The following is a 22,240-nucleotide window of genomic DNA, read 5'->3' on the forward strand; positions in this document are numbered from 1 at the left end:
GTCAGCAAACGCCGCCCCGGTGACCGAAACCTCTTGATCACCGGGGGAGCCACCCGGGGGCCGGGGGGCAGGGGGCAGCGTTAGGAGAGCTTGGAGTTGGACAGCGTGGGGTTGCGGGCGCCGAGGAAGAAGATGCCGGGGAAGCCGCGGGTCTCGAACTGGGCGCTGGGGTTGCGGCGCAGGGTCGAGTTTTCGATCTTCATGGTGCCGGTGCGGTTGTTGCTTACGAAGAAGATCGCGCCGCCGCCCTCGTTGGCCTTGTTGTTCTCGATGATCGTGCCGGCGATCCGTACGGTGAACTCGTTGCCGTCGCAGTAGATCGCGCCGCCGCTGCCGCCGCCGGGCGTGCCGGACTTCGCCGGGTTGGCGCCGCTGCCGATCGCCTCGTTGTGGCTGAGGACGCTGTTCAGCACCACCCAGGAGACGCCGATGCTGCTCAGCGCGCCCCCGTTCGAGCAGGAACCGCCCTGGCCGGACGCGCCGCCGAAGGTGCTGCCCACCACGTACACCGGCTTGTTCTCGTATTGGCTCAGCACCCGGATGGCCGCGCCACCCAGGTCGGGGCCGGTGCGGTCGCAGCGGTTGCGGACGAAGCGCGAGTTGACCACCTTCAGCCGCCCGCCGCGTACGAAGATCGCCCCACCGCCGCCGCCCTCGGCCTTCTCACCGGTGGAGTTGCCGTCGGCGAAGGTCAGGTTCTGCACGGTGAGCTGCGGGTGATCCTGGTTCTGGCAGTGCGAGGTGGTGTAGCCCTGGGCCTCGTCGCAGGTGTTCATGTAGAGGATGCGGCGCTGCCCCTGGCCGCTCAACGTGACAGTGCCGCCGCCGTCCAGCACCACCTTCGGCCCGTTGGCGTTTCGGACCTTCGCGGTGGCGGCCATTTTGATGGTCACCGGGGCCGGTCCACAGTTGAACGTGATGACACCGCCGGCCGCGACGGCCTTCACGACCGCCGCGGAGGTGCAGCTCGCCGGGGTGCCGGTGCCGATCGTCCGGGTCGGCTTCGAGGTGTCCACCGCCCGCGCCTCGGCGGGCACGGTGGCCTTGCCGTTCGGGTTGCCGGCCGCGAGCACCTTGTTCGCGGGCTTCGGGCTCGTGCTGGCCCCGGGGCCACCGAGGCCGTCGCGGGCCCCCGGCGCTTCGCTCTGACCGCCGGTCGGCGTCGGCGAGGCGGACGAGCCGGCTTCGAAGGCGGGGGCCGGGTCGTTGGGCGCGCAGGCGGGCAGGGTCGCGGTGGCGACACCGAGGACGAGGAGAGCGGCAAGCGACGTCATGCGCACCCCGTGATGCTAGGAGCCGCGACGGCGTCGCGACGAATCCACCGAGCCGGTTTAAGGCACAGCTAAGCCGCGCCCGCCGCCCGCCGCCCGGTGCGGCAGAGGCGGCAAACCGCGCTCAGAAGTCAGCGAAGAGGTACGGCACCCGACGGGGGAAGATGCCGCGTAGCTCCGTGGCGGCGTCCACCGGCACCTCACCCAGACCGCGCAGGGGCAGTTCGGCCGGGTCCAGCACCCCGTACGCGAGGGCGGAGAGCCCGGCGGCGGTGAGCGTGGCGGTCGGCGCGGGGCCGGAGGTGTCGTCGACCAGCTCCAACGCACCGGTCGTGCCGTCGAGCAGGTGGGTTCCGGCCAGCCAGCGGTCCCCGGTCAGCTCGATTCGTACCCGGCCCGGGCCGGCGGGCAGCCCACGCAACGCGTCCAGCGACAGCAGTCGGGCCATCGGCGCGGACGAACCCGGCACGGCCGTTCGGGCCTCGACGTGTACGTCCAGGTCGGTCAACCACAGCTCGGGCAACTCGTCCGGCGGGACCTGGACGGTGACCCGCTCGATCTGGTCGACGTGCCGGGCGAAGAACTGCAACAGCAACGCCCGCGCGAGCGGGTCGGTGACCAGCAGTTCGTTGCCGTGCAGCGTGCCGCCGTGTTCGTCGATCCGGTACGTCACCGCGCCGGTGACCTCCCCGGCCACTCGCGCGGTGAGCAGCCAGTGCTCGTCCCGGTCGCGCATTCCGATCGCCCGGTAGTCCGGGAAGATCGCGAAGCCGTGTCGTTCCTGGAGGTTGCGCTCGGTGAACGCCCGCCACGCCGGATAGCCGGCGGCGATGCGTTCCCAGCCCACCTCGCCGGGCAGGTCCACCGTGAGCAGCGAGCCCAGGTTGGCCGGGGTGAAGGTGACCCGGCGTGGCTTGGGCAGCCCGACGTAGCCGAACCGGGCGTAGAAGCTGGGCCGGAACGGATAGAGCGCGCTGACCGGATGCCCCTCGTCGCGCATCTCGTCGAGCAGCTGGTGCAGCAACGTGCGGACGTGACCCTGCCGGCGGGCCAGCGGATGGGTTGCCACCCCGGCGACACCCGCCATCGGCAGCACCACGCCGCGCAGGTTCTGCCGCATCGGAATGGCCGACACGGCGGCCAGCGTGGTGCCGTCCTCCTCAGCGATCAGCGTCCGGTTGCCCTGGTTGTAGGGCAGGTAGTCGCGGAACTCCGCGGTCCGGGCAGCACTGAGCGGCGAGGACTCGAAGGCGTACGCGGCCAGCGGAAAGCTGGTGGTGAGACGGTCGTCGTCGGTCACCCGGCGGATGGTCATTCGCCCATCTCAACCCGCCCGGATGGTCGGGGCAACCGGATTGGCGGGATCCACGGATCAACCGAGCCAGGTGACCGTGCGGGCCGTCCGGGCCGCGCCGCCGCGGGTCAGCGGGCGACGACGTCGGAGACCACGACGGTGACGTTGTCCGGCGCGCCGGCGTGATGGGCGAGCTTCACCAACTGCTCACCGCACTGCTGACGGTCGGCGTACATGCCCAGCGCCGCCGCGATGGCCTCGTCCTCGACGTAGTCGGAGAGCCCGTCGCTGCACAGCAGCAGCCGGTCGCCGGGGACCACGGTGAGCACACCGACCGCAGGCGGAGTGTCGGCGCCCTGCACGGCCCGGGTCACCAGGGACCGCTGCGGGTGGTGGCGGGCCTGCTCCGGCGAGAGGGTGCCCTGATCGACGAGTGCCTGCACGAACGTGTCGTCCCGGGTGAGCTGGGTCAGCTCCCCGTCGCGCAGCAGATAGCAGCGGGAGTCACCCACCTGGGCCAGCACCAGCGTCTCCCCGGCCAGCAGCGCCGCGGTGAGCGTCGTACCCATGCCGTCCCGGCTCGGGTCGACGGTGATCGCGGCGTGGATGCGCTGGTTGGCGGTGCTGACCACGGCGCGTAGCGCGTCGGCGGCGCTGTCGGGGTCGGTGGGCGGAGCCAGCTCGTCCAGGATCCGGATCACGATCTCGCTCGCCACCTCGCCCGCAGGCAGCCCACCCATGCCGTCGGCGACGGCGATCAGGCGGTCACCGGCGAGGGCGGAGTCCTCGTTGTTGGTGCGAACCAAGCCGATGTCGTTGAGGATGACCGAGCGGAGGATCAGCGTCATGGGGTCAAGCTTGCCAAGAACAACCCGCATTCGTCTCTACGCCTCCTGCGTAGGTCGAGAAATGATTGCGATTTCCGACGATGCGCGCCCGCTCGGCCGGCCTCAGCGGCGCGGGTAGCGCAGGAGCAAGCTGGCGGAAACCTCCTCGTCACCCACCGCCGCGTAGCTGTGTGGCACGTCCGACACCCAGCGGAGGTGACCACCGGCCGGCGCGGTCAGCGGTGCGTCGACCGGCCCGGCGCGCAGCACCCCGGCGAAGACGGTGACGTGCTCGGTGACCCCCGGCGCGTGCGCGGGGGAGAGTTGGGTGACGCCGGGCACGACCCGCATCCGGTACAGCTCGTAGGTCGCGTCGGTGTCGGTGAACACCTCCAGCAGGGTGGCGGTGACCGCGGTGCCGTGCACGGTGGGCTCGGCCGTTGGTTCGGCCAGCAGGGCGGTGAACGGCACGCCGAGCTGCGCGGTCACCGCCCAGAGCGTCTCCAGGGTCGGGTTGCGGGTGCCGTGCTCCAGGCCGGAGAGAGTGGCCTTTCCGACGCCGGCGAGCCGGGCCAGTGTGGACAGCGAGAGCCCTCGCTCCTCGCGTAGGGCACGGACCCGGCGGCCGACGACGGCGGGGTCCACGTCGAGGCCCGGACGCGGGTCTGGTGGTGGGTGCGGCACCCGGCTATCGTGCTACACACTTCCGTTCCGTAAACGGAACAGTTGGGAGGGTGGGGTGGCCGGACGCGTGCAACCGGTGCTGGCGGGTGCGGTGACCGCGCTCGTCGGCTTCGCCAGTTCGTTCACCGTCGTGCTGGCCGGGCTCCGAGCGGCGGGCGCGTCGGACGCGCAGGCCGCCTCCGGTCTGCTCGCTCTCTGCGTGGCGAGCGGGCTCGTCGCCGCCTGGCTGGGCTGGCGGTACCGGATACCGATGAGCGCGGCCTGGTCCACGCCGGGCGCGGCGCTGCTCGTGGCGACCGGGCCGCCGCCGGGTGGATGGCGGGTGGCGGTGGGTGCCTTCCTCGTCTCCGGCGCGCTGATCGTCGCGGCCGGGCTGTTTCCGCCGCTTGGCCGGGCGGTGGCCGCCATCCCCAAGCCGGTGGCCGGCGCCATGCTCGCCGGGGTGCTGCTGCCGCTGTGCACCGCGCCGGTCCGCGCGCTGGTCGAGCTGCCGATGGTGGCCGGGCCGGTGGTGGTCGGCTGGCTGCTGCTGCACCGGTTCGCCCGCCGCTGGGCAGTACCCGGCGCGCTGGTGGTGGCGGTGGCGGCGATCGCGCTGACCACACCGCCGGCCGGCCTGACCGGTGCCGCGCTGATCCCGTCGGTCACGCTGACCGCGCCGGCCTGGAACGCGTCCGCCCTGGTGGGGCTGGCCCTGCCGCTGTTTCTGGTCACCATGGCCGCGCAGAACGTACCCGGCATGGCGGTGCTGGTCGGCTACGGCTACCGTCCGCCGTTCGGTGCGGCGCTGCGGACCACCGGCCTGGCCAGTCTGCTCGCCGCCCCGGCCGGCGGGCACGCGGTGAACCTCGCGGCGATCACCGCCGCGCTGGCCGCCGGCCCCGACGCGCACCCGGACCCGGAGCGCCGGTGGATCGCCTCGGTGACCGCCGGCGCCGGGCTGGCCGTGCTCGGCCTGGGCGCTGGCGTGGCCACCACGCTGGTCGCGGTGGCCCCGCCGATCCTCATCGAGGCCGTCGCCGGGCTGGCGCTACTGGGCGCCCTCGCCACCGCGCTCGCCTCGGCGGTGACCGACCCGGCGACCCGCGAGGCCGCCGTGGTCACCTTCGTGGTGACCGCGTCCGGGGTGACGCTGATCGGTGTGGGCGGCGCGTTCTGGGGCCTGGTCGCGGGCTGCCTGATGCTGCTGCTCTTCCGCCGCCGCCCACCCGCCCCGCCGGATGCGCCCGCCCCCGCCGCGCCTGAGCAGCCCGCCCTCGCCGCGCCGGATAGATCCACTCGGGTTTCATGAAGTCGGGCCATCCCAAGGCTCCGGACGCCCCGATTTCCTTGAACCCGAGTCGATCAGTGCGGTGGGGTCACTCCTCGGGCGGCAGGTCCGCCACCCCGACGGCCAGCAGGACCCGGCCGTCGGCCACCGACCCGATCCGGTCGGCCGGTACGTAGACCGCGCCGGTGCGGGTCAGTTCGGTCGAGACCTTCAGGTAGCCGCTGTGCAGCAGCCGCGCCGCCAGATCGGCCGGGACGTCCGGCTCCTCGAGCGCAGTCGCCTCGATCAGCTCGTCCAGACTGCTGCCGGGGTCGGCGGTCGGTGTCTGGACGGTCACCGCGTTCGGGTCGCCCCGCTGGACGAGGTCCACGGTGCCGACCTCGGTGCCGGCTGAGTCGATCACCGGCATCCCGGTGGTGATCCGCGAGATGGTCGCCTGCTGCTCGTCCTGCTGGTCCATCTCACCGCGGTTCCCGGGGCGGTGAGCCGCTAAACGCCGCCGCCCGCCCCGCACACCGGCAGCCCCGCCCGCTCAACCGTTCGGGAGGGTCCAGCTGCCGGGCGGACGGGGGGACAACTCCCGCCAGGTGTCCGGGCCGTCGAGCAGCGCCCGGACGGTGTCCTCGGCCTCGTCCGCACTGCCGTACTCGTAGAAACGGGAGATGCCCTCGGCGCCGCCGGCCCGTTGCTCGACGTGCCACCGGTCGGCGTCCACTCGCAGGAAGACGTCCCGTCGGGCCAGCCGCCCCCACTTCCCGTTCCACCAGTGCTTTCGCTGCTCCATGGCGGGACTCTATCGAACACACGTACGAGAAGATGCGGCCCCTGCGGGAATCCCACAGGGGCCGATGTGCATCCGTTCGGGTCAGCGCTGCGTCGGCGGCTCGGTGCGACGGCCCAGCACGTCGTCCAGCGCCCCGCGCTGCTGGCCCGGGGTGGCGTGGCCGGCGGAGACCAGCGCGTCCCGGATCTCGGTGAGCAGCTTGACCTCCTCGCTCGGCGCCGAGGGCGGCGGCTCCTCGCCCCGCTGCCGCCGCTCGGCCAGCTTGTTCATCGGGAACACCACGAAGAAGTAGAGCACTGCGGCGGTGAGCAGGAAGGTGATCACGGCGTTGATGAACGCTGCCCAGTCCACGTAGTTGCCGTCGCTGATCTTCCACTTCCCGGCCGAGAGGGCAGTGCCGCCACCCAGCGCCTTGATCAGTGGTTCAAGGAACGACTTGGTGAGCTGGGTGACCACGCCGGTGAAAGCAGCGCCAATCACGATGCCGACCGCCAGGTCGACGACGTTGCCGCGCATGATGAAGTCTTTGAAGCCCTTGAGCATTCGTACTCCCGAGGTGTCCGCTTTTCTGTCCGGCACAACCTATGCCCGCTCGGCGGGTTCCAGAAAAGCGCCGGCCTCGAGCGCCGCCCGACCGGGATCGCCGGCCCGGATCGCCTCGACCAACCGGGTGTGGTCGACGTAGCGCTCGGGGGTGAGCGCCCCGCCCGTGGCCTGGGCGACCGTGCTGCGCAGGGCGGTGCCGACCGAGCCGTACAGCTCGGCGAGCATGGTGTTGTGCGCGGCGGCGACCACCGCCGTGTGCAGCGCCGCGTCGGCCTCGACGAACGCGTCGACCCGGCCGCCGTGCCAGGCGGCCTCCCGCCGGGCGAGCGCGCCGTCGAGCGCCGCCAGGTCCTCCGGGGTACGCCTCAGCGCGGCGAGCCGGGCGGCCTCCACCTCGAAGGCGCGGCGCACCTCGATGACCTCGGTCATCCGGTCGTCGCCGAGTCGCCGGGCGACAACCGGCGCCAGTTCGTCGGTGGACACCACGTAGGTGCCGGAGCCCTGGCGGCACTCCAGCACCCCGGCGTGCACCAGGGCGCGGACCGCCTCGCGGACCGTGTTGCGCCCGACGCCCAGTGCGGCGACCAGTTGCGGCTCGGTGGGGATGCGCCCGCCGACGGGCCATTCGCCGCCGAGGATCCGGGCGCGGAGTTGCTCGGTGGTCTGCCGGACCCGGTGACCGCGGGGCGGCACCGGCGGGGCGGAATTGACTGACGGTGGCACTGGTTACATCACCGGTCCCAAATTCATCCCATGATTGTAGGTTAGCGGTTATGACCCCGCCACCAACCGCCGCCCCGGCACCGCCCGCTCCCGTCGCCGTCGACCCTCGCCCGACGCGGGACCCCGGTGCCGGCCGGCGGACGCACCCGGCGACCGGCGGCGCGCTGGTGCTGGTCGGGATGCTGCTGGTCGCGCTCAACCTGCGTGCCGTGGTGACCAGCCTCGGCGCACTGCTCGACGAGGTTCGCTACGGGCTGGGCCTGTCCGGCGTCACCGCCGGTCTGGTCACCACCCTGCCGACCATCGCGTTCGCCGGCCTCGGCGCGCTCACCCCGTGGCTCGTCCGCCGGGTGGCGCCGGCCCGGGTGCTGGTGGTCGCCATGCTCGCCCTCGCCGTCGGCCAGGTGCTCCGGGTCGCCACCGACTCGGCCCTGATCTTCGTGCTCACCAGCGCGCTGGCGCTGTCCGGCATCGCGGTCGCCAACATCCTGCTGCCGATGCTCGTCAAGCAGCACTTCCCGCACCGTACGGGCCTGGTCACCGGGGCGTACACGATGGCGTTGACGGTGGGCACGACGGTGGCCGCCGCCTCCGCGGTGCCGATCGCGCACGCCTTCGGGTCCTGGCGGGCCGGGCTCGGCGTCTGGGCAGCGATGGCCGCGGTGGCCGTACTCCCGTGGGTGCCGCTGGCGCTGCGAACCCGCGCCGCCGCGCGGCGGGCGACCCCGACGGCGGCCGTCGCCGCGCCGACGCGGGTGCGGCCGGCGCGGACCCGGCTCGGCTGGGCGATGGCCGTCTACTTCGGGGCGCAGTCGCTCAGCGGGTACGCGATCATGGGCTGGCTGGCCCAGCTGTTCCGCGACGCCGGTTACCAGCCGGAGTCGGCCGGGCTGCTGCTCGCCGGGGTGACCGCGCTCGGCGTGCCGATCGCGTTGCTGATGCCCACCCTGGCCGGTCGGCTGGGCAGCCTGCGTCCGCTGGTGCTCGGGCTGACCACCGCGTCGGCGCTGGCCTACCTGGGGTTGGCGCTCGCTCCGCACGGTGCCGCACTGCTCTGGGTCACCCTGTTGGCCATCGGTCAGGGCGCGTTCCCGATGATCCTGACCGCCATCGGCCTGCGCGCCCGCACCGCCGAGGGGACGGTCGCGCTCTCCGCGTTCGCGCAGAGCACCGGATATGTGATCGCCGCCCTCGGCCCGCTGCTGGTCGGCATCCTCTACGAGGCCACCGGCGGCTGGACCGCGCCGATCGGGTTCCTGCTGGGTGCCCTCGCCGTGCAGACGACGGCGGGCATGGCTATCGCTCGTCCCCGTTACGTCGAGGACGAGTGACGAACGCCGACGGTCAGGAGGAGGCCGGCGTCGGTTCGCCGGCGACCGCCTCATCCACCGTCGGGTAGGTGTGCAGCACCTCGACCAGCCCGCTCACCTCAAGGATGCGCAGCACCCCGCGCTGCGGGGCGGCCAGCCGGACCACGCCGCCGGCCTCGTCGCAGCTGTTCTTGGCGCGGACGAAGACCGACAGACCGGTCGAGTCGCAGAACGAGACGTCCGCCAGGTCGAACACCAGCCGGTTGCGGCCCTTGTCGAGCAGGTCGGTGATCTGGTCCTGCAGCTGCGGTGCAGTCGCCATGTCCAGCTCGCCCGCGACCGACACGACGACCACATCGCCGCGTTGTTCCGTGTGCACCGTCAACGACATCGCCAGACCTCCTGTTATCGGGGGAACGGTATCCCACGACCGGGGTCGAACGCAGAAGGGGAGCCGTGATCCGGTGGCCATCGTCATTCCGTTGCTACGGGGCAAGTAGTTGGTCAGCCCCCGGTGATAGAGTCCGCCCGGTCCAGGTCAAGGGGGTTCGAAATGGCGTTGAGCACCGAAGAAAGTGGTCGGCTCGCCGCGCTGCTCAGCGGGCAGGACGAACGCGTCACGTCTCGGTGGACCGAGATCGTCACCAGTTCGTTGCGGGGCCGGTTGAGCCAGGCCGAGCTGCGCCGACAGGTCCAGGACCTGCACCGCGCCATCGTCGCCACCGGCGAGCAGGGCGACATCGACCTGTCCGCCGAGAACGCCGCCGAGCTGCGCGCCGCGCTGGCCGAGCTGTCCCGTGGCCGAGCCCGGCAGGGCTTCTCCGCGACCGAGACCACGATCAGCATCTTCGCGCTGAAGGACGTGCTGGCCGAGCTGGTGCAGGAGGCCGGCGGCACGAACGCGCTGCACGACTACATCGCCTTCGCCAAGCTGGTCGACGAGATGGGCCTGTTCACCTTCGAGAGCTTCGTGCGCACCCGGGAGAGCCTGATCGCCGACCAGGCCGAGCAGCTGCTCGAGCTCTCCACGCCGGTGGTCAAGCTCTGGGAGGGTGTGGTCGCCGTTCCGCTGGTCGGCACCCTGGACTCGGCCCGCGCTCAGGTCGTCATGGAGCGGCTGTTGCAGACCCTGGTCGACACCAGCTCGCCGTACGCGATCATCGACATCACCGGCGTTCCGGCGGTGGACACCCAGGTCGCCCAGCACATCCTGAAGACCGTGGTGGCCGCCCGGCTGATGGGTGCCGACTGCATCATCTCCGGCATCCGCCCGCAGATCGCGCAGACCATCGTGGCGCTGGGCATCGAGTTCGGTGACATCGCCACCAAGGCGAGCCTCGCCGACGCGCTGCGCCACGTGCTGCGACTCAACGGGGTGGAGACCGCCCGCCGCCCGCCGCGCCGGGACGCCTGATGGAACGGGTGCCGATCCTCAAGATCGGGGACATCCTGCTCGTCTCCATCCAGCTGGACATGTCCGACCAGACGGCGGTCCAGCTTCAGGAGGACCTGGCCGAACGGATCGTCGCCACCGGCTGCCACGGCGTCATCATCGACATCACCGCACTCGACATCGTCGACTCCTTCGTCGGTCGGATGCTCTCCACCATCGCGTCGATCTCCAAGGTGCTCGACGCGGAGACGGTCGTCGTCGGAATGCGTCCGGCCGTCGCCATCACCCTTGTCGAACTCGGGCTGTCGCTGAACGGCATCCGCACCGCGCTGAACGTCGAGCGCGGCATGGAGCTGATCGCGGCGGCCCACGCCGACGAGCTCGACTACCAGCTCGACGACGATCCGGACGCCGAGACGGCCACGCCGTGACCGCGGGCATCGACCTGGGCCAGCCACAGGCGCAGTCGGTTCGCAGCGATGAGGACGTGGTGCGCGTCCGGCAGTTGGTCCGCGCCGTCGCAGTGGCCGTCAAGCTGTCCCTCGTCGACCAGACCAAGGTGGTCACCGCCGCGAGCGAGCTGGCCCGCAACACCCTGGTGTACGGCGGCGGCGGGGCGGTCGAGGTGACGACCGTGGACAACGGTCGACGCAAGGGCGTACAGATCATCTTCGCCGACTCCGGGCCGGGCATCCCGGACCTGGACCTGGCTCTCACCGACGGCTACACCACCGGCGGCGGGCTCGGCCTCGGGCTCAGTGGCGCCCGACGCCTGGTCGACGAGTTCCAGATCGAGACGTCAGCGGAGAGTGGTACGCGGATCACGGTCACCAAGTGGTCAAGGTGAACGGCGACGCGGTCACCGACAGTGGCATCTGGTTTCGGGTCGAGGCCAGCAGCGCGGCGAGCGCCGTCCGGCGTGCCGCGGAGCGCCTCGGCGCGCAGGTGGAGATGGGGGCGGCGCGCATCGCCGACCTGGCCATCGTCGTGGCCGAGCTGACCAGCAACCTGGTCAAGCACGCCGATGACGGCGTCCTGTTGCTCCGGCCGGTACGCCGCGCGGGGCAGGCCGGTGTGGAGTTGGTGGCCATCGACTCCGGGCCCGGCATGGCCGACCTGACCGTCTCGTTCCAGGACGGGCACTCCACCACCGGCACGCTCGGCATCGGTCTGGGTGCCATCGTCCGCCAGGCCAGCTGGTTCGACGGATACTCGCTGCCCGGCCGGGGCACGGTCCTCGCCGTGCAGGTCTGGCCGGCGGAGGCGGCGCGGCCGTCCTGGGCCGGTGCCCTCGCCCGACCGCTCACCGGCGAGACGGTCAGCGGCGACGGTTACGCCGTCCGGGTCGCCGACGGGCGGCACCAGGTGCTGGTCAGCGACGGGTTGGGGCACGGTCCGCTGGCCGGGGCCGCCACCGACGCGGCACTGGCCGCGTTCCGCGACGCTCCCGCCGGCCCACCGGCGACGGTGGTCGGTCACCTGCACCGGAGCATGTCGCATACCCGTGGCGCCGCGCTCGCGGTCGCCGAGTTGGTGCCGGCGGCCGGTGTGCTGCACTACGCCGGCCTGGGCAACATCTCCGGCGCCATCGTCGAGGGCGACGGCCACCGTCGAGGGCTGGTGTCGCTGCCCGGCATCGCCGGCCACCAACGGCCGGCGATCCGGGAGTACGACTACCCGTTCGGTCCGGGTGCCCGACTGGTGATGCACAGCGACGGGGTGGTCGACCGGTGGCGGTCGGCCGACTACCCCGGCCTGGCCGAGCGATCCCCACTGGTCATGGCGGCGACCCTGCTGCGCGACGCCGGCACACGACGTGATGACGCCTGCGTACTGGTCGCGAGGGCGTGGGCATGACCGGCGAGCCGGCTGCGCTGCCGCTGCTGCAGATGGCGCTGCGGGTCGAGCAGGACATCTTCGTGATCCGTCAGCGGGGGCGCGAGGTGGCCGCCGTGGTCGGCCTCGAACACCAGGACCAGGTACGGATCGCCACCGCGCTCAGTGAGGTGGCCCGGGACCTGCTGCGGACGACCGGCGGCGCGGACGTCTCCTTCCACGTCGACGCGGGTGCCGACGGTCGGTTCCACCTGCGCGCCGATCTGGCCCCGGTGTCCCCACTCCCGGACGGCCGCTACGAGCCGCAGTCCGGCGCGGTGTCCCGACTGGTCGACACACTGAGCGTGTCGACCGTCGAGGGGGTTACGGTCGTGAGGATGTCCCGACGAGTCCCGGCCAACGCGCCGACGCCAACCCCGGAGCGGCTCGCCGAGTTCCGTACCGAACTCGGCCGTATCGCACCGGCCAGTGCGCTGGATGAGCTGACCGTGCAGAACGGGCAGCTCGTCGCCGCACTCGACGAGGTGCGCAGCCAGCGCGACGAGCTGGCCGTGCTGAACGAGGAGCTGGCCGAGACCAACCGGGGTGTGCTGGCGCTCTACAACCAGCTCACCGAGGAGTTGGAGGAGACCAACCGCGGTGTCGTCGCCCTCTACGCCGAGCTGGACGAGAAGTCGGCCCAGCTCCGCGCGGCGAGCGAGTCGAAGAGCCGGTTCCTGGCCAACGTGAGCCACGAGCTGCGCGCCCCGGTCACCGCGATCATCGGCCTGGGCCGGCTGCTCACCGATTCGGCCTCCGACCCGCTCACCGACGAGCAGGGCCGCCAGGTCGACCTGATCCGCTCGTCCGCCGCGGACCTGCTCGGCCTGGTCAACGAACTCCTCGACCTGGCCAAGGCGGAATCCGGCCGGATCGAGCCGGACCTGGCCGACGTCGACCTGCGACCGGTCTTCGGTCAACTGCGCGGCACCCTGCGCGCACTGGCCACCCGCCCGGAGGTGGAGCTGGTCGTGGAGGAGCCGACCGCGCCGGCCGTGCTGCGCACCGACGAGGTGCTGCTCGGCCAGGTGCTGCGCAATCTGCTGCACAACGGATTGAAGTTCACCGAGCGCGGTGAGGTGCGACTGCGGGCCCGCCAGCACGACGACCGTTGGCAGTTCGAGGTCAGCGACACCGGGCCGGGCATCGCTCCCGAGCTGCACGACCGGATCTTCGAGGAGTTCTACCAGGTGCCCGGCGCCACCCGGGTCGGCGGCACCGGCCTCGGGCTGCCGTACGCCCGGCGGTTGGTGACGCTGCTCGGCGGGACGCTGGAGTTGACCAGCGCGCCGGGTCGGGGCAGCACATTCACGGTGTCCCTGCCCGTCGGGGGAGCGTGACGGCGTGGACGCCATGCCGGCGACCATCCTGGTGGTCGATGACAGTCGCACCAAGCGCTACCTGTTGGTCAGTTGGCTGACCCGGGCCGGTTTCGCCGTGCTGGAGGCCGAGAACGGTGCCGAGGCGCTGGCTCGGGTCGAGGTGGACCGGATCGACCTGGTGGTGCTCGACGTCCGGCTGCCCGACCTGAGCGGCTACGAGGTCTGCGAACAGATCAAAGCGCGGCATCCGGCGATGCCGGTGGTCCACGTGTCGGCGCACGCCGTGGACGTCGCCGACCGCGCCCAGGGGCTGACCCGGGGTGCGGACGCGTACCTCACCGAGCCCATCGAGCCGGAGGAGCTGATCGCCACCACCCGGGCGGTGCTGCGCTACTACCAGGCACGGCAGCGCGCCGAACTGCTCGCCGAGCGGTTGCTCGGGTTGGCCGACACGACCGTGGCCGTGCACGCCGCGCCGACCTTCGCGCGCCTGCTGGAGGCCGCCGCCGAGGGGGCCGCCGAGATCTTCAAGAGCCCGGCTGCGGTGATCGCCGAGACGTTCGACGGCGACTGCCTCGCGGGGATCTGCACGGGTCCCGGCGCGTCGGCCGCCGTGGTGCCATGGGTCGTCGACGACACCGGGGTGCCGACCGGGGCCACGGTCCGGGTGCAGACCCCGGCGAACTGGTCGCTGGTCGACTGGCCGGCGGACGACACGGTGACGGTCGCCGCCGCCCGGCTGCGCGAGGACCGCGCCCCGCTGTACGTGGTGGTGCCGACCGCCACCCAGACCGCTCGGACGCCGGTGCTCAAGCAGTTGGCGCAGGCGGTGGCGGCGGCCGTGGAGGCGCAACGCTCGTTCGACGAGGAGCACCGCATCGCGGTCACCCTCCAACGCAGCCTGCTCCCGCGTGGGCTGCCCACAGTGGCCGGCCTGGACCTCGCGGTGCGCTACGAGCCGGCCAGCGCACAGACCGAGGTGGGTGGCGACTTCTACGAGCTGGTCATGCTCGACGGGCACCTGCTGCTGGCGATCGGGGACGTCGCCGGCCACTCGCTGCACGCGGCCACCGTGATGGCCGAGCTTCGGCACGCGGTGCGGGCGTACGCGGTCGAGGGCCACCAGCCCGGCGAGATCCTGCACCGGGTCAACGAGCTGATGCGGACGTTGTTGCCGAACGAGCTGGCGACGCTCTGCGTACTGCTGCTGCATCCACCGAGCGGCCGGGTCCGGCTGGCCAGTGCCGGGCATCTTCCGCCGCTGCTCAGCATGGACGGCAAGGTCGAGTTCGTGCAGCACTCCGCTCCGCTGCTCGGCGTCCGTGCCCCTCGCCCGGCCGACCTGGAGTTCGTGCTGCCGGCCGGGGCCACGCTGGTGTTCTACACCGACGGGCTGATCGAGCGTCGGGACGCCACCATCGACGAGGGGTTGGCGGCGCTCGCCGCGCTGACCGGCACCGTCGACGAGGACCTGGAGCGGTTCTGCGAGCGGCTGCTGGTCGAGCTGGCACCACCGGAGATCCAGGACGACGTGGCCGTGGTCGTCCTGCGCCGACGCTGAGCGTGTCAGCGCACCGAGCGGGCGTACGCGGCGGGTGACACGCCGGCCACGGCGGTGAAGTCGCGGACCAGGTGCGCCTGGTCGCTGTACCCGAGGTCGGCGGCGAGCTCCGCCCAGTTCTGCGGGCCACCGGCGGCCTGTTCGACGGCCTCCTGGAGCCGGTAGCGGCGGATCACCCACTTCGGGCCGACCCCCACGTGCTCGGTGAACAGCCGCTGCAGCCGGCGGACGGGAACGTCGTGTCGCCTGGCGAAGTCGTCGACGCGCAGTACCGTCCGGTCGGTACGGATCGCCTCGGCCAGCCGGACAGCCTCCTCGGTCATCGGGTCCCGCTCCGGCTGCCAGGCGGCGAGGAGGGCGTCCAGCGCCCGGCAGCGTTCGTCGTCGGTGCCAGCACACACCGGTCCGTCGGGGCGGCTCAGCCGGCCGACGGGCAGCGGGATCCGGCGTCCGGTCAACTCGGCGACCGACCGCTGCCAGAACGGGCGGAACCCGCCGGGGCGGAACTGGACGCCGCAGACCCGGCCGACCCCGGTCAGTGTGATCCGGAACAGGTGGCGGCCCACCCCGGCCACCTCGCCGGACTCGGGCCCGCTGCGGTCGCTGCCGTCGTCACGTCGGAACACCACGTTGACCGCCGGGTGTGGCACGACCCGCTGCTCGAACGGTGTGGTCAGCGTCCAGTCGATCAGCCAGTAGTGCTCGACCCACGGGCGCAGCGACTCCGCCGGCAGGTGTCGGCGGAAGTCGACCTCGCGCAGCAGGCGTACCGGGTCGAGAATTCCCCGGCTGTCACCGCGCGGTCGCTGTCGCATTTGTTCAAGACCACCCTCATACGCTGGCCCTATGACCACTCAGACTAGCGATCTGCTGGCCGCCGCCGCGCCGCGAACCGTTGACGTGGTGCGCCGCATCTCCGACGACCAACTCGACCTGCCCACGCCCTGCCACGACTATCTGGTCCGCGACCTGCTCAACCACCTCTTCCAGGTGGTGGTCAACTTTCAGGACCTGGCCGAGAAGCGGCAGGTGGAGTGGGCCGAGAAGCCCGACCACCTGGGCGACGGCTGGCGGGACCGGTTCGAGGCGGAGACCGAACGGTTGATCGCCGCATGGTCGGATCCGTCCACGCTGGAGGGCGTGTCGCCGGGCATGGGCCTGCCGCAGTCCGTCATCGGCGGTATGGCCCTGCTGGACCTGACCGTGCACGGCTGGGACCTCGCGGTCGCCACCGGCCAGCCGTACCACCCGGCCCCGGAGGCGGTGGCCGAGCTGCACGGGCTGGTCGAGCAGTTGGGGCCCACCGCCCGCAAGATGGGCGTCTTCGCCGACCCAATCCCCACCCCGACCTCCACCACCCCCACCACCGGGCCCACCCCCGACCTGGCCCACCTCCTGGCCCAAACCGGCCGCACCCCCACCTGGCCCCAAACCCCCTAACCGCCCCACCCACCCCCAACCCCACCCCACCCCCCCTGGCGGGCCTCCCACCCCACCTGGCGGGCCTCCCACCCCCACCTGGCGGGCCTCCCACCCCCACCTGGCGGGCCTCCCACCCCCACCTGGCGGGCCTCCCACCCCACCTGGCGGGCCTCCCACCCCCACCTGGCGGGCCTCCCACCCCACCTGGTTGATCAAGAAGTTTGCGTCAGATTTCGGCGATTTAGTGACGCAAACCTCTTGATCAACCAGGTGGGGGTGGGAGGTGGGGTGGGTGGGGTGGGGGTTGTTGACTCTGGTATTCGCTGGGTGAATAGTGGGCGGGGTGTCTACGCCGCATGTTCTGCTTGGGTTGCTTGCTGGGGGCAGCAGGCACGGCTATGAGCTGAAGCGTGCGCACGACGAGCGGCTGCCGCGGGCTCGGCCGCTTGCCTTCGGGCAGGTCTACGCCACTCTCGGCCGCCTCGAACGCGATGGCCTGGTGGCGGCCGCCGGGCAGGACCGGGTGGCGGGGCCGGAGCGCACGGCGTACGCGCTGACCGACCAGGGGCGGGACGCGCTGGATCGGTGGCTGTCCACGGTGGAGCCGCCCATGCCGTATGTGGCGAGCACGCTCTTCGCCAAGGTCGTGGTGGCGCTCCTGGTCGCCGACGTCGACCGGGCACGGTCGTACCTGATCGCCCAGCGTGCCGCGCACACCGCACGGCTGCGTGAGCTGACCGCAGTCAAGGCCGACCGGGCCGCCACCCTCAGCGATGTGGTCGCGGCCGACTTCGCGATCGCCCACCTCGACGCGGACCTGCGGTGGCTGCACGCCACCCTGGGCCGGGTCGCCGACTGGCACCGGGAGGTGCATCCGTGACGCAACTCCAGGCTCGCGGTGTGGTTCGGGCGTACGGCCCGACACCCGCGCTGCGCGGCGTGACGCTCGACGTGGCTGAGGGCGAGGTAGTCGCCGTCACCGGGCCGAGTGGCTGCGGCAAGTCGACCCTGCTGCACTGCCTGGCCGGGATCCTCCGACCGGACGCCGGCGAGGTCACCTGGCGTGGGCACCGCATCGACACCTGGTCGGAGGCGGCCCGGTCCCGGCTGCGGCGCACCGAGTTCGGGGTGCTGTTCCAGTTCGGTCAGCTGGTCGCCGAGCTGACCGCAGCCGAAAACGTCGCCCTGCCCCTGCTCCTCGCCGGCACGGGGCGGCGAGAGGCGCGGACGGCGGCGCTCACCTGGCTGGAACGGTTCGGGGTGGCCGAGGTGGCCGACGTCCGGCCGGGTGAGATGTCCGGCGGTCAGCAGCAACGTTGCGCCACGGCGCGGGCGTTGGTCACCGAGCCTCGGGTGCTCTTCGCCGACGAGCCGACCGGCGCACTGGACACGCTCGCCGGCGAGCAGGTCCTCACCCAACTGGTCCGGCTCGCCCGTGAGCAGCGCACCGCCGTCGTGCTGGTGACCCACGAGCCGCGGATCGCCGCGTACGCCGATCGGGAGATCGTGCTGCGGGACGGCCTGGTGGACCATACCGGCCTGGGGCTCGACGTGCCGCTGGCCGGCGGTGCCCGGTGAGACCGACGACGCTGGTCCGCCTCGCGCTGGCCGGCACCGGCACCGACACCGCCCGGGTGGTGCTCACCGCGCTCAGCGCCCTGCTGGCGACCCTGGCCGGGCTCTCGGCGTTCACCGTGTTGGCCATCCCCACGCCAGCGGCGACGGAGGAGAACCCGAACAGGTGGTCGGAGCAGTACCACAACGCGCTGCTGGTGGAGCCGGGCTTGCGCGGCGGGACGGCGTTCGCGCTGCTGATGCTGACGATCCCGGTGCTGGCGCTGGCCGGTCAGTGCGCCCGGCTCGGCGCGCCGGCACGGGACCGCCGGCTGGCCGCCCTCCGGCTGGCCGGCGCCACTCCCGGGCAGGTCACCCGACTGGTGGTGCTGGAGACCGGGGTGGCCGCCCTGCTCGGCTCGCTGATCGGGCTGGCTGTCTATCTGATCGGCCGCGATCTGCTGCACCGACCGGACGCGCGAGGTCAACTGGCCCTGCCGACCGACGTGCTGCCGTCGGTCGGCGCGGTGGCCGGTGTGGTGCTCGGTCTGCCGATCGTCGCTGCGCTGGCCACCGCCGTGCTGCTGCGTATGGTCACCACCAGCCCGCTCGGGGTGAGCCGCAAGGCGGCCCGCGAGCGCGGTCCGGGCCCGTGGGCCGGGCTCCTGATCGGGTTCGGTGTGGTCTCGTTCGCGGTGATCCATCCGGTGGCGCATCGGGTCGACGACAACGAAGAGTGGGCCTGGCTGGCGCCGCTGTTGTTCGCGGCGGGTGCGATCGCGGCGATGATCGGGGTGGTGATCGGCACCGGCTGGATCTCGTACCACTGCGGACTGTTGCTGCGTCGGTACGCCCGCCGCGCCCCGGCCCTGCTCGCGGCGGGCCGTTTGATGGCCGATCCGTGGGCGGGCAGCCGCACGTTCGCCGCGCTGCTGGCCGCCCTGATCTTCGGCGGGGGCGCAGCCGCCCAGCGGGCCTACTTCGCCACCAAGGACCAGCTCGACCGTGAGCAGAGCCGGCTCGTCGGGGCGGACGGTGGCGCCAACCCCTTCTACCTGTCGACGATGGATTTTGTCGACGGCGCGGTCGCCGTGGCCGTCCTGATCGCGACGGGCGGGCTGATCGTGGCGCTGGTCGAGGGGATCGTCGCCCGTCGCCGCGCGTACGCCGCCCTGGTCGCCACCGGGGTGCCCCGCGCCACGCTGAGCCGTTCGGTGGCCTGGCAGGCGTTGGCACCGGCCGTGCCGGCGATCCTGCTCGCGCTCACCGTGGGCACGCTGCTCGGTCGAGGGCTCGTCGGGGAGGTGTCAACGGGCGGTTGGTCGACGACGATCTGCGAGGCCGCGGTGGCGCTCTGCGACGACCCTGCCACCCGCGAGCAGTACACCCGGATCGTGCACGTTCCCGAGGTGCGGCGAGCCGTTCCCGTACCGCTGGAGCACCTGGCCTGGCTCGGCGTCGGCGCGCTGGCCGCGGTGCTGGTGACGGTCGGTGTCGGTCTGCTCTTCCTGCGCGTCAGCACGGCGCTGGACGAGCTGCGCACGGCCTGAGCCGATGTAACACCGCTGGTGGCGGTGCCGCTGTGTGCACCGGAGGCCCGGACGATCGGGTCTGCGGTGTCGGACCGGACGGTCCCGGCACGGTAACCGTGGGAGTTCGCCAGATGCACAACCAACCGGGCTCCGCCCCGCCGGTGTTCGTCGACGGCACCGGACGTCGTCGACGGCTGACCGTCATCGCGGGCACCGCCATGGGCCTTGGCCTGCTCACCAGCCTCGCCCTGATCGCCGCGGGGCTCTTCCTGGACACCTCGGTGCCGCTGCCCGGCTGGTCGGACGACTCCCGGGGGACGCGCCCGGTGGAGGCCGGCGTGGACGGGATCAACCAGCCCCGGGTGGCCACGTCGCCGTCGCCGTCGTCGGCGACCCGCACGTCGGCGCCGCTGCCGCGCGCCACCCCGACCACCGGAAACCGACCCACCACGGCCGGTCCGACCGCCACGGCCACCGGAGCGCCGTCCGTCACCGATCAACCGGGTCGTGGCGACGAGCACCGCAACACCGCCAAGCCGAGCAAGTCGCCCGGTAAGCCGCAGTGACGATGGCGAAACACGTGGCCCGGCGTGACCCTCGGGCGCACTGGCTGCTGCTCCTGCTCGGGCTGCTCCTGCTGCTCGCGGCGCTGACCGTCAACGGCCTGGTGAGCGGCCTCGCCGGTGGCTCGGGAAACGCCACCGCACGGCCCGCGCCGGACGTTCCGGCCGCCGTCGGCTCGGGCGGCCCGGTGCTGCGGCTGGACCGCGCCGAACCGGCCAGCCGGGCGCTACCGGACCGCACCATCGCGCTGACCTTCGACGACGGGCCGGACCCGCGCTGGACGCCGCAGGTCCTCGACGTGCTGCGCCGGCACGGCGCGCACGCCACCTTCTTCGTGGTGGGTGCCCGGGTCAACGAGCATCCCGAACTGGTCCGGCGGATCCTCGCCGAGGGGCACGAGATCGGGTCGCACACGTTCACCCACGCCAACCTCGCCGAGGTGTCGTCATGGCGTCGTGACCTCGAACTGTCGCTGACCCGCAAGGCCATCGCGTCGGCCACCGGCCGGGAGGTGACCCTGTTCCGGCCGCCGTTCTCGTCGCTGCCGACGGCGCTGACCGGGCCCGAGTACGCCGCGTTGCGCGCCGCCGCCGGTGCCGGGCACGTCGCGGTGCTCAGCGACCTGGACACCAAGGACTGGCAGCGCCCCGGCGCCGACCAGATCGTGCGGGCGGCCACCCCGAAACGGGGTCGGGGAGCGGTGGTGCTGATGCACGACGGCGGCGGTGACCGGGCGCAGACGCTCGCCGCGCTGGACCGGCTGCTGCCCGCGCTGGGCGATCAGGGCTACCGGTTCACCACCGTCTCCGCCGGCATCGACGCCTCGCCGTCGATGGTCCCGGCCGGTGTGGGTGCCCGGCTGAGCGGCACCGCGCTGCGCTGGACCCAGACCGGTGCCCGCTGGTCGGCCGACGTGATGAACGTCCTGCTCGCCACCGCACTCGTGCTCGGGGTCGCCCGTCTCGCGGTGCAGGTGTTCTGCGCCCAGCGGCACGTGCGCCGGGTCCGCCGTCCCCGCCGGGACCGGCCGGAGGTGCGGGCACCCGTCTCGGTGATCGTGCCCGCGTACAACGAGGCGGCCAACATCGCCGCCACGGTCCGGTCCCTGCTGGCCAGCGCCTACCCGGCGCTGGAGGTGATCGTGGTCGACGACGGGTCGGACGACGGCACCGCCGACATCGTCGAGCGGATGCGACTGCGCGGGGTACGCGTGATCCGGCAGGCCAACGCCGGCAAGCCGGCGGCGCTGAACACCGGCATCCGGGCCGCCCGGGCTAGTCTGCTGGTCCTGGTGGACGGGGACACCGTCTTCCAACCGGACACCGTGCACCGGCTGGTCCAGGGCTTCGCCGACCCGTCGGTGGGCGCGATCAGCGGCAACACCAAGGTCGCCAACCGGCGTCGGCTGCTCGGCCGGTGGCAGCACCTGGAGTACGTGATCGGCTTCAACCTGGACCGACGGATGTACGACGTGTTGGAGTGCATGCCGACCATCCCCGGCGCGATCGGTGCGTTCCGCCGCGAGGTGCTGCTGCGGGTGGGTGGGGTGCCGTCGGACACGCTGGCCGAGGACACCGACCTGACCATGAAGGTGCTCCGGGCCGGCTGGCGGGTCGTCTACGAGGAGTCGGCCATCGCCTGGACCGAAGCCCCGTCGTCGTTGCGCCAGCTCTGGCGGCAGCGCTACCGGTGGTGCTACGGCACCATGCAGGCGATGTGGAAGCACCGGCACGCGCTGCGCGAGTCGGGTGCCGGCGGCAAGCTGGGCCGACGCGGCCTGCCGTACCTCACGGTGTTCCAGATCGTCTTGCCGCTCACCGCGCCGGCGGTCGACGTGTTCGCCGTGTACGGCCTGCTCTTCCTGCCCTGGTCGACCCTCGCCCTGGCCTGGGCGGGACTGCTGCTGCTCCAGGCGGCCACCGCCGCGTACGCGCTGCGACTGGACCGGGAGCGGTACGGGCCGCTCTGGGCGCTGCCGTTCCAACAACTGGTCTATCGGCAGCTCATGTACCTGGTGGTGGTGCAGTCGGTGGTCACCGCGCTGATCGGCAACCGGCTGCGCTGGCAGCGGATGGTGCGCACCGGCGAGGCGGCGGCGCTGATCGGCGCCGGCCGCGGCTGAAGCGGGATGGCGTCAGCCGTCGGCCGGTCAGGCCGGGTTGTGGAAGAGCCCTGCCGACCAGGAGATCAGCAGGCCCACGGCGGCGGAGCAGCAGCAGACGAGCAGGGCGGCGGCGACCACGGCGAGGATCATCCACGCGGAGGCACGCCGGGGCGCCGACCCCTGCCCGTCCTCGTCGGTCATCGC

The 22,240-nt window shown here is 72.4% G+C and carries 25 protein-coding genes; 14 read left to right on the plus strand and 11 right to left on the minus strand.

Translation table 11 applies throughout. The annotated features are described in order from the left end of the window. Positions 1–80 precede the first annotated feature (80 nt). The 4 genes from ACIBF8_RS22245 to ACIBF8_RS22260 form a co-directional block, all read right to left on the minus strand. On the minus strand, positions 81–1,274 hold the full coding sequence (locus ACIBF8_RS22245; protein WP_396785524.1) for a hypothetical protein: 1,194 nt from the start codon (positions 1,272–1,274) through the stop codon (positions 81–83). Between the two features lie 121 nt (positions 1,275–1,395). Next, positions 1,396–2,586: an enhanced intracellular survival protein Eis gene (gene eis, locus ACIBF8_RS22250; protein WP_396785278.1), complete on the minus strand. Its 1,191-nt coding sequence runs from the start codon at positions 2,584–2,586 to the stop codon at positions 1,396–1,398. A gap of 107 nt (positions 2,587–2,693) precedes the next feature. Continuing rightward, positions 2,694–3,413 (minus strand): protein phosphatase 2C domain-containing protein, encoded by a 720-nt coding sequence (locus ACIBF8_RS22255; protein ID WP_357805322.1) that lies wholly within the window; start codon positions 3,411–3,413, stop codon positions 2,694–2,696. Positions 3,414–3,515: 102 nt separating this feature from the next. Further along, a complete protein-coding gene (locus tag ACIBF8_RS22260) occupies positions 3,516–4,076 on the minus strand; it encodes a helix-turn-helix domain-containing protein (RefSeq protein ID WP_396785280.1) in 561 nt (186 codons plus the stop codon). Between the two features lie 55 nt (positions 4,077–4,131). Between ACIBF8_RS22260 and ACIBF8_RS22265 the strand changes: the two genes are divergently transcribed. Continuing rightward, the gene (locus ACIBF8_RS22265) at positions 4,132–5,367 is read left to right on the plus strand and encodes a benzoate/H(+) symporter BenE family transporter (protein WP_396785282.1); all 1,236 of its coding nucleotides are present in this window, start codon (positions 4,132–4,134) and stop codon (positions 5,365–5,367) included. Between the two features lie 67 nt (positions 5,368–5,434). On the opposite strand, the gene ACIBF8_RS22270 is transcribed toward ACIBF8_RS22265, so the two are convergent. The 4 genes from ACIBF8_RS22270 to ACIBF8_RS22285 form a co-directional block, all read right to left on the minus strand. Then, positions 5,435–5,806, minus strand: a complete 372-nt coding sequence (locus tag ACIBF8_RS22270) for a hypothetical protein (protein WP_396785283.1) — start codon at positions 5,804–5,806, stop codon at positions 5,435–5,437. A gap of 72 nt (positions 5,807–5,878) precedes the next feature. Then, positions 5,879–6,130, minus strand: a complete 252-nt coding sequence (locus ACIBF8_RS22275) for a hypothetical protein (protein ID WP_238642919.1) — start codon at positions 6,128–6,130, stop codon at positions 5,879–5,881. A gap of 81 nt (positions 6,131–6,211) precedes the next feature. Further along, positions 6,212–6,673 carry a large conductance mechanosensitive channel protein MscL gene (mscL, locus tag ACIBF8_RS22280; protein WP_396785284.1) on the minus strand — a complete coding sequence of 154 codons (462 nt, stop codon included), beginning with the start codon at positions 6,671–6,673 and terminating at the stop codon, positions 6,212–6,214. A gap of 39 nt (positions 6,674–6,712) precedes the next feature. Beyond that, positions 6,713–7,399, minus strand: a complete 687-nt coding sequence (locus ACIBF8_RS22285) for a FadR/GntR family transcriptional regulator (RefSeq protein ID WP_396785286.1) — start codon at positions 7,397–7,399, stop codon at positions 6,713–6,715. A 50-nt stretch (positions 7,400–7,449) separates the two neighbouring features. Here ACIBF8_RS22285 and ACIBF8_RS22290 point away from each other — a divergent pair, with 50 nt between their 5' ends. After that, on the plus strand, positions 7,450–8,730 hold the full coding sequence (locus ACIBF8_RS22290) for an MFS transporter (protein ID WP_396785287.1): 1,281 nt from the start codon (positions 7,450–7,452) through the stop codon (positions 8,728–8,730). 13 nt (positions 8,731–8,743) lie between these two features. Here ACIBF8_RS22290 and ACIBF8_RS22295 read toward each other — a convergent pair whose 3' ends face one another. Then, a complete protein-coding gene (locus tag ACIBF8_RS22295) occupies positions 8,744–9,100 on the minus strand; it encodes an STAS domain-containing protein (protein ID WP_007454464.1) in 357 nt (118 codons plus the stop codon). A gap of 162 nt (positions 9,101–9,262) precedes the next feature. On the opposite strand from ACIBF8_RS22295, the gene ACIBF8_RS22300 reads away from it, so the two are divergent. Genes ACIBF8_RS22300 through ACIBF8_RS22325 form a run of 6 tightly spaced genes read left to right on the plus strand, consistent with a single transcriptional unit; the run spans position 9,263 to position 14,860 of the window. Then, the gene (locus ACIBF8_RS22300) at positions 9,263–10,123 is read left to right on the plus strand and encodes an STAS domain-containing protein (RefSeq protein WP_396785289.1); all 861 of its coding nucleotides are present in this window, start codon (positions 9,263–9,265) and stop codon (positions 10,121–10,123) included. Beyond that, positions 10,123–10,533 carry an STAS domain-containing protein gene (locus ACIBF8_RS22305; protein WP_112586344.1) on the plus strand — a complete coding sequence of 137 codons (411 nt, stop codon included), beginning with the start codon at positions 10,123–10,125 and terminating at the stop codon, positions 10,531–10,533. The genes ACIBF8_RS22300 and ACIBF8_RS22305 overlap by 1 nt, the downstream gene beginning before the upstream one ends. Then, positions 10,530–10,949, plus strand: coding sequence for an ATP-binding protein (locus ACIBF8_RS22310; RefSeq protein WP_396785290.1), 420 nt, complete (start codon positions 10,530–10,532; stop codon positions 10,947–10,949). The genes ACIBF8_RS22305 and ACIBF8_RS22310 overlap by 4 nt, the downstream gene beginning before the upstream one ends. Next, on the plus strand, positions 10,946–11,959 hold the full coding sequence (locus tag ACIBF8_RS22315; protein WP_396785526.1) for a SpoIIE family protein phosphatase: 1,014 nt from the start codon (positions 10,946–10,948) through the stop codon (positions 11,957–11,959). Before ACIBF8_RS22310 ends, ACIBF8_RS22315 begins: the two co-directional genes overlap by 4 nt. Then, the gene (locus ACIBF8_RS22320) at positions 11,956–13,317 is read left to right on the plus strand and encodes a sensor histidine kinase (RefSeq protein ID WP_396785291.1); all 1,362 of its coding nucleotides are present in this window, start codon (positions 11,956–11,958) and stop codon (positions 13,315–13,317) included. The genes ACIBF8_RS22315 and ACIBF8_RS22320 overlap by 4 nt, the downstream gene beginning before the upstream one ends. A 13-nt stretch (positions 13,318–13,330) precedes the next feature. After that, positions 13,331–14,860, plus strand: coding sequence for a SpoIIE family protein phosphatase (locus ACIBF8_RS22325; protein WP_396785528.1), 1,530 nt, complete (start codon positions 13,331–13,333; stop codon positions 14,858–14,860). A 5-nt stretch (positions 14,861–14,865) separates the two neighbouring features. Here the strand turns inward: ACIBF8_RS22325 and ACIBF8_RS22330 are convergent, their stop codons facing one another. Beyond that, the gene (locus ACIBF8_RS22330) at positions 14,866–15,675 is read right to left on the minus strand and encodes a DUF6597 domain-containing transcriptional factor (RefSeq protein ID WP_396785293.1); all 810 of its coding nucleotides are present in this window, start codon (positions 15,673–15,675) and stop codon (positions 14,866–14,868) included. 31 nt (positions 15,676–15,706) lie between these two features. On the opposite strand from ACIBF8_RS22330, the gene ACIBF8_RS22335 reads away from it, so the two are divergent. From ACIBF8_RS22335 to ACIBF8_RS22360, 6 genes are all read left to right on the plus strand, one after another. Beyond that, entirely contained in the window at positions 15,707–16,300 is a 594-nt protein-coding gene (locus tag ACIBF8_RS22335; protein ID WP_396785294.1) for a TIGR03086 family metal-binding protein, read from the plus strand. 325 nt (positions 16,301–16,625) lie between these two features. After that, a complete protein-coding gene (locus tag ACIBF8_RS22340) occupies positions 16,626–17,162 on the plus strand; it encodes a PadR family transcriptional regulator (RefSeq protein WP_396785295.1) in 537 nt (178 codons plus the stop codon). Continuing rightward, entirely contained in the window at positions 17,159–17,860 is a 702-nt protein-coding gene (locus ACIBF8_RS22345) for an ABC transporter ATP-binding protein (protein ID WP_396785296.1), read from the plus strand. The genes ACIBF8_RS22340 and ACIBF8_RS22345 overlap by 4 nt, the downstream gene beginning before the upstream one ends. After that, a complete protein-coding gene (locus ACIBF8_RS22350) occupies positions 17,857–19,386 on the plus strand; it encodes an FtsX-like permease family protein (RefSeq protein WP_396785297.1) in 1,530 nt (509 codons plus the stop codon). The genes ACIBF8_RS22345 and ACIBF8_RS22350 overlap by 4 nt, the downstream gene beginning before the upstream one ends. Before the next feature lie 113 nt (positions 19,387–19,499). After that, complete coding sequence (locus ACIBF8_RS22355; protein ID WP_396785298.1) at positions 19,500–19,934, plus strand: hypothetical protein; 435 nt, start codon at positions 19,500–19,502, stop codon at positions 19,932–19,934. Between the two features lie 2 nt (positions 19,935–19,936). Beyond that, positions 19,937–22,054 carry a bifunctional polysaccharide deacetylase/glycosyltransferase family 2 protein gene (locus tag ACIBF8_RS22360; protein WP_396785299.1) on the plus strand — a complete coding sequence of 706 codons (2,118 nt, stop codon included), beginning with the start codon at positions 19,937–19,939 and terminating at the stop codon, positions 22,052–22,054. A gap of 27 nt (positions 22,055–22,081) precedes the next feature. On the opposite strand, the gene ACIBF8_RS22365 is transcribed toward ACIBF8_RS22360, so the two are convergent. After that, positions 22,082–22,237, minus strand: coding sequence for a hypothetical protein (locus tag ACIBF8_RS22365; protein WP_396785300.1), 156 nt, complete (start codon positions 22,235–22,237; stop codon positions 22,082–22,084). Positions 22,238–22,240: the final 3 nt, after the last annotated feature.

Source organism: Micromonospora sp. NPDC050276 (assembly GCF_044459545.1).
Taxonomy (GTDB): Bacteria; Actinomycetota; Actinomycetes; order Mycobacteriales; family Micromonosporaceae; genus Micromonospora.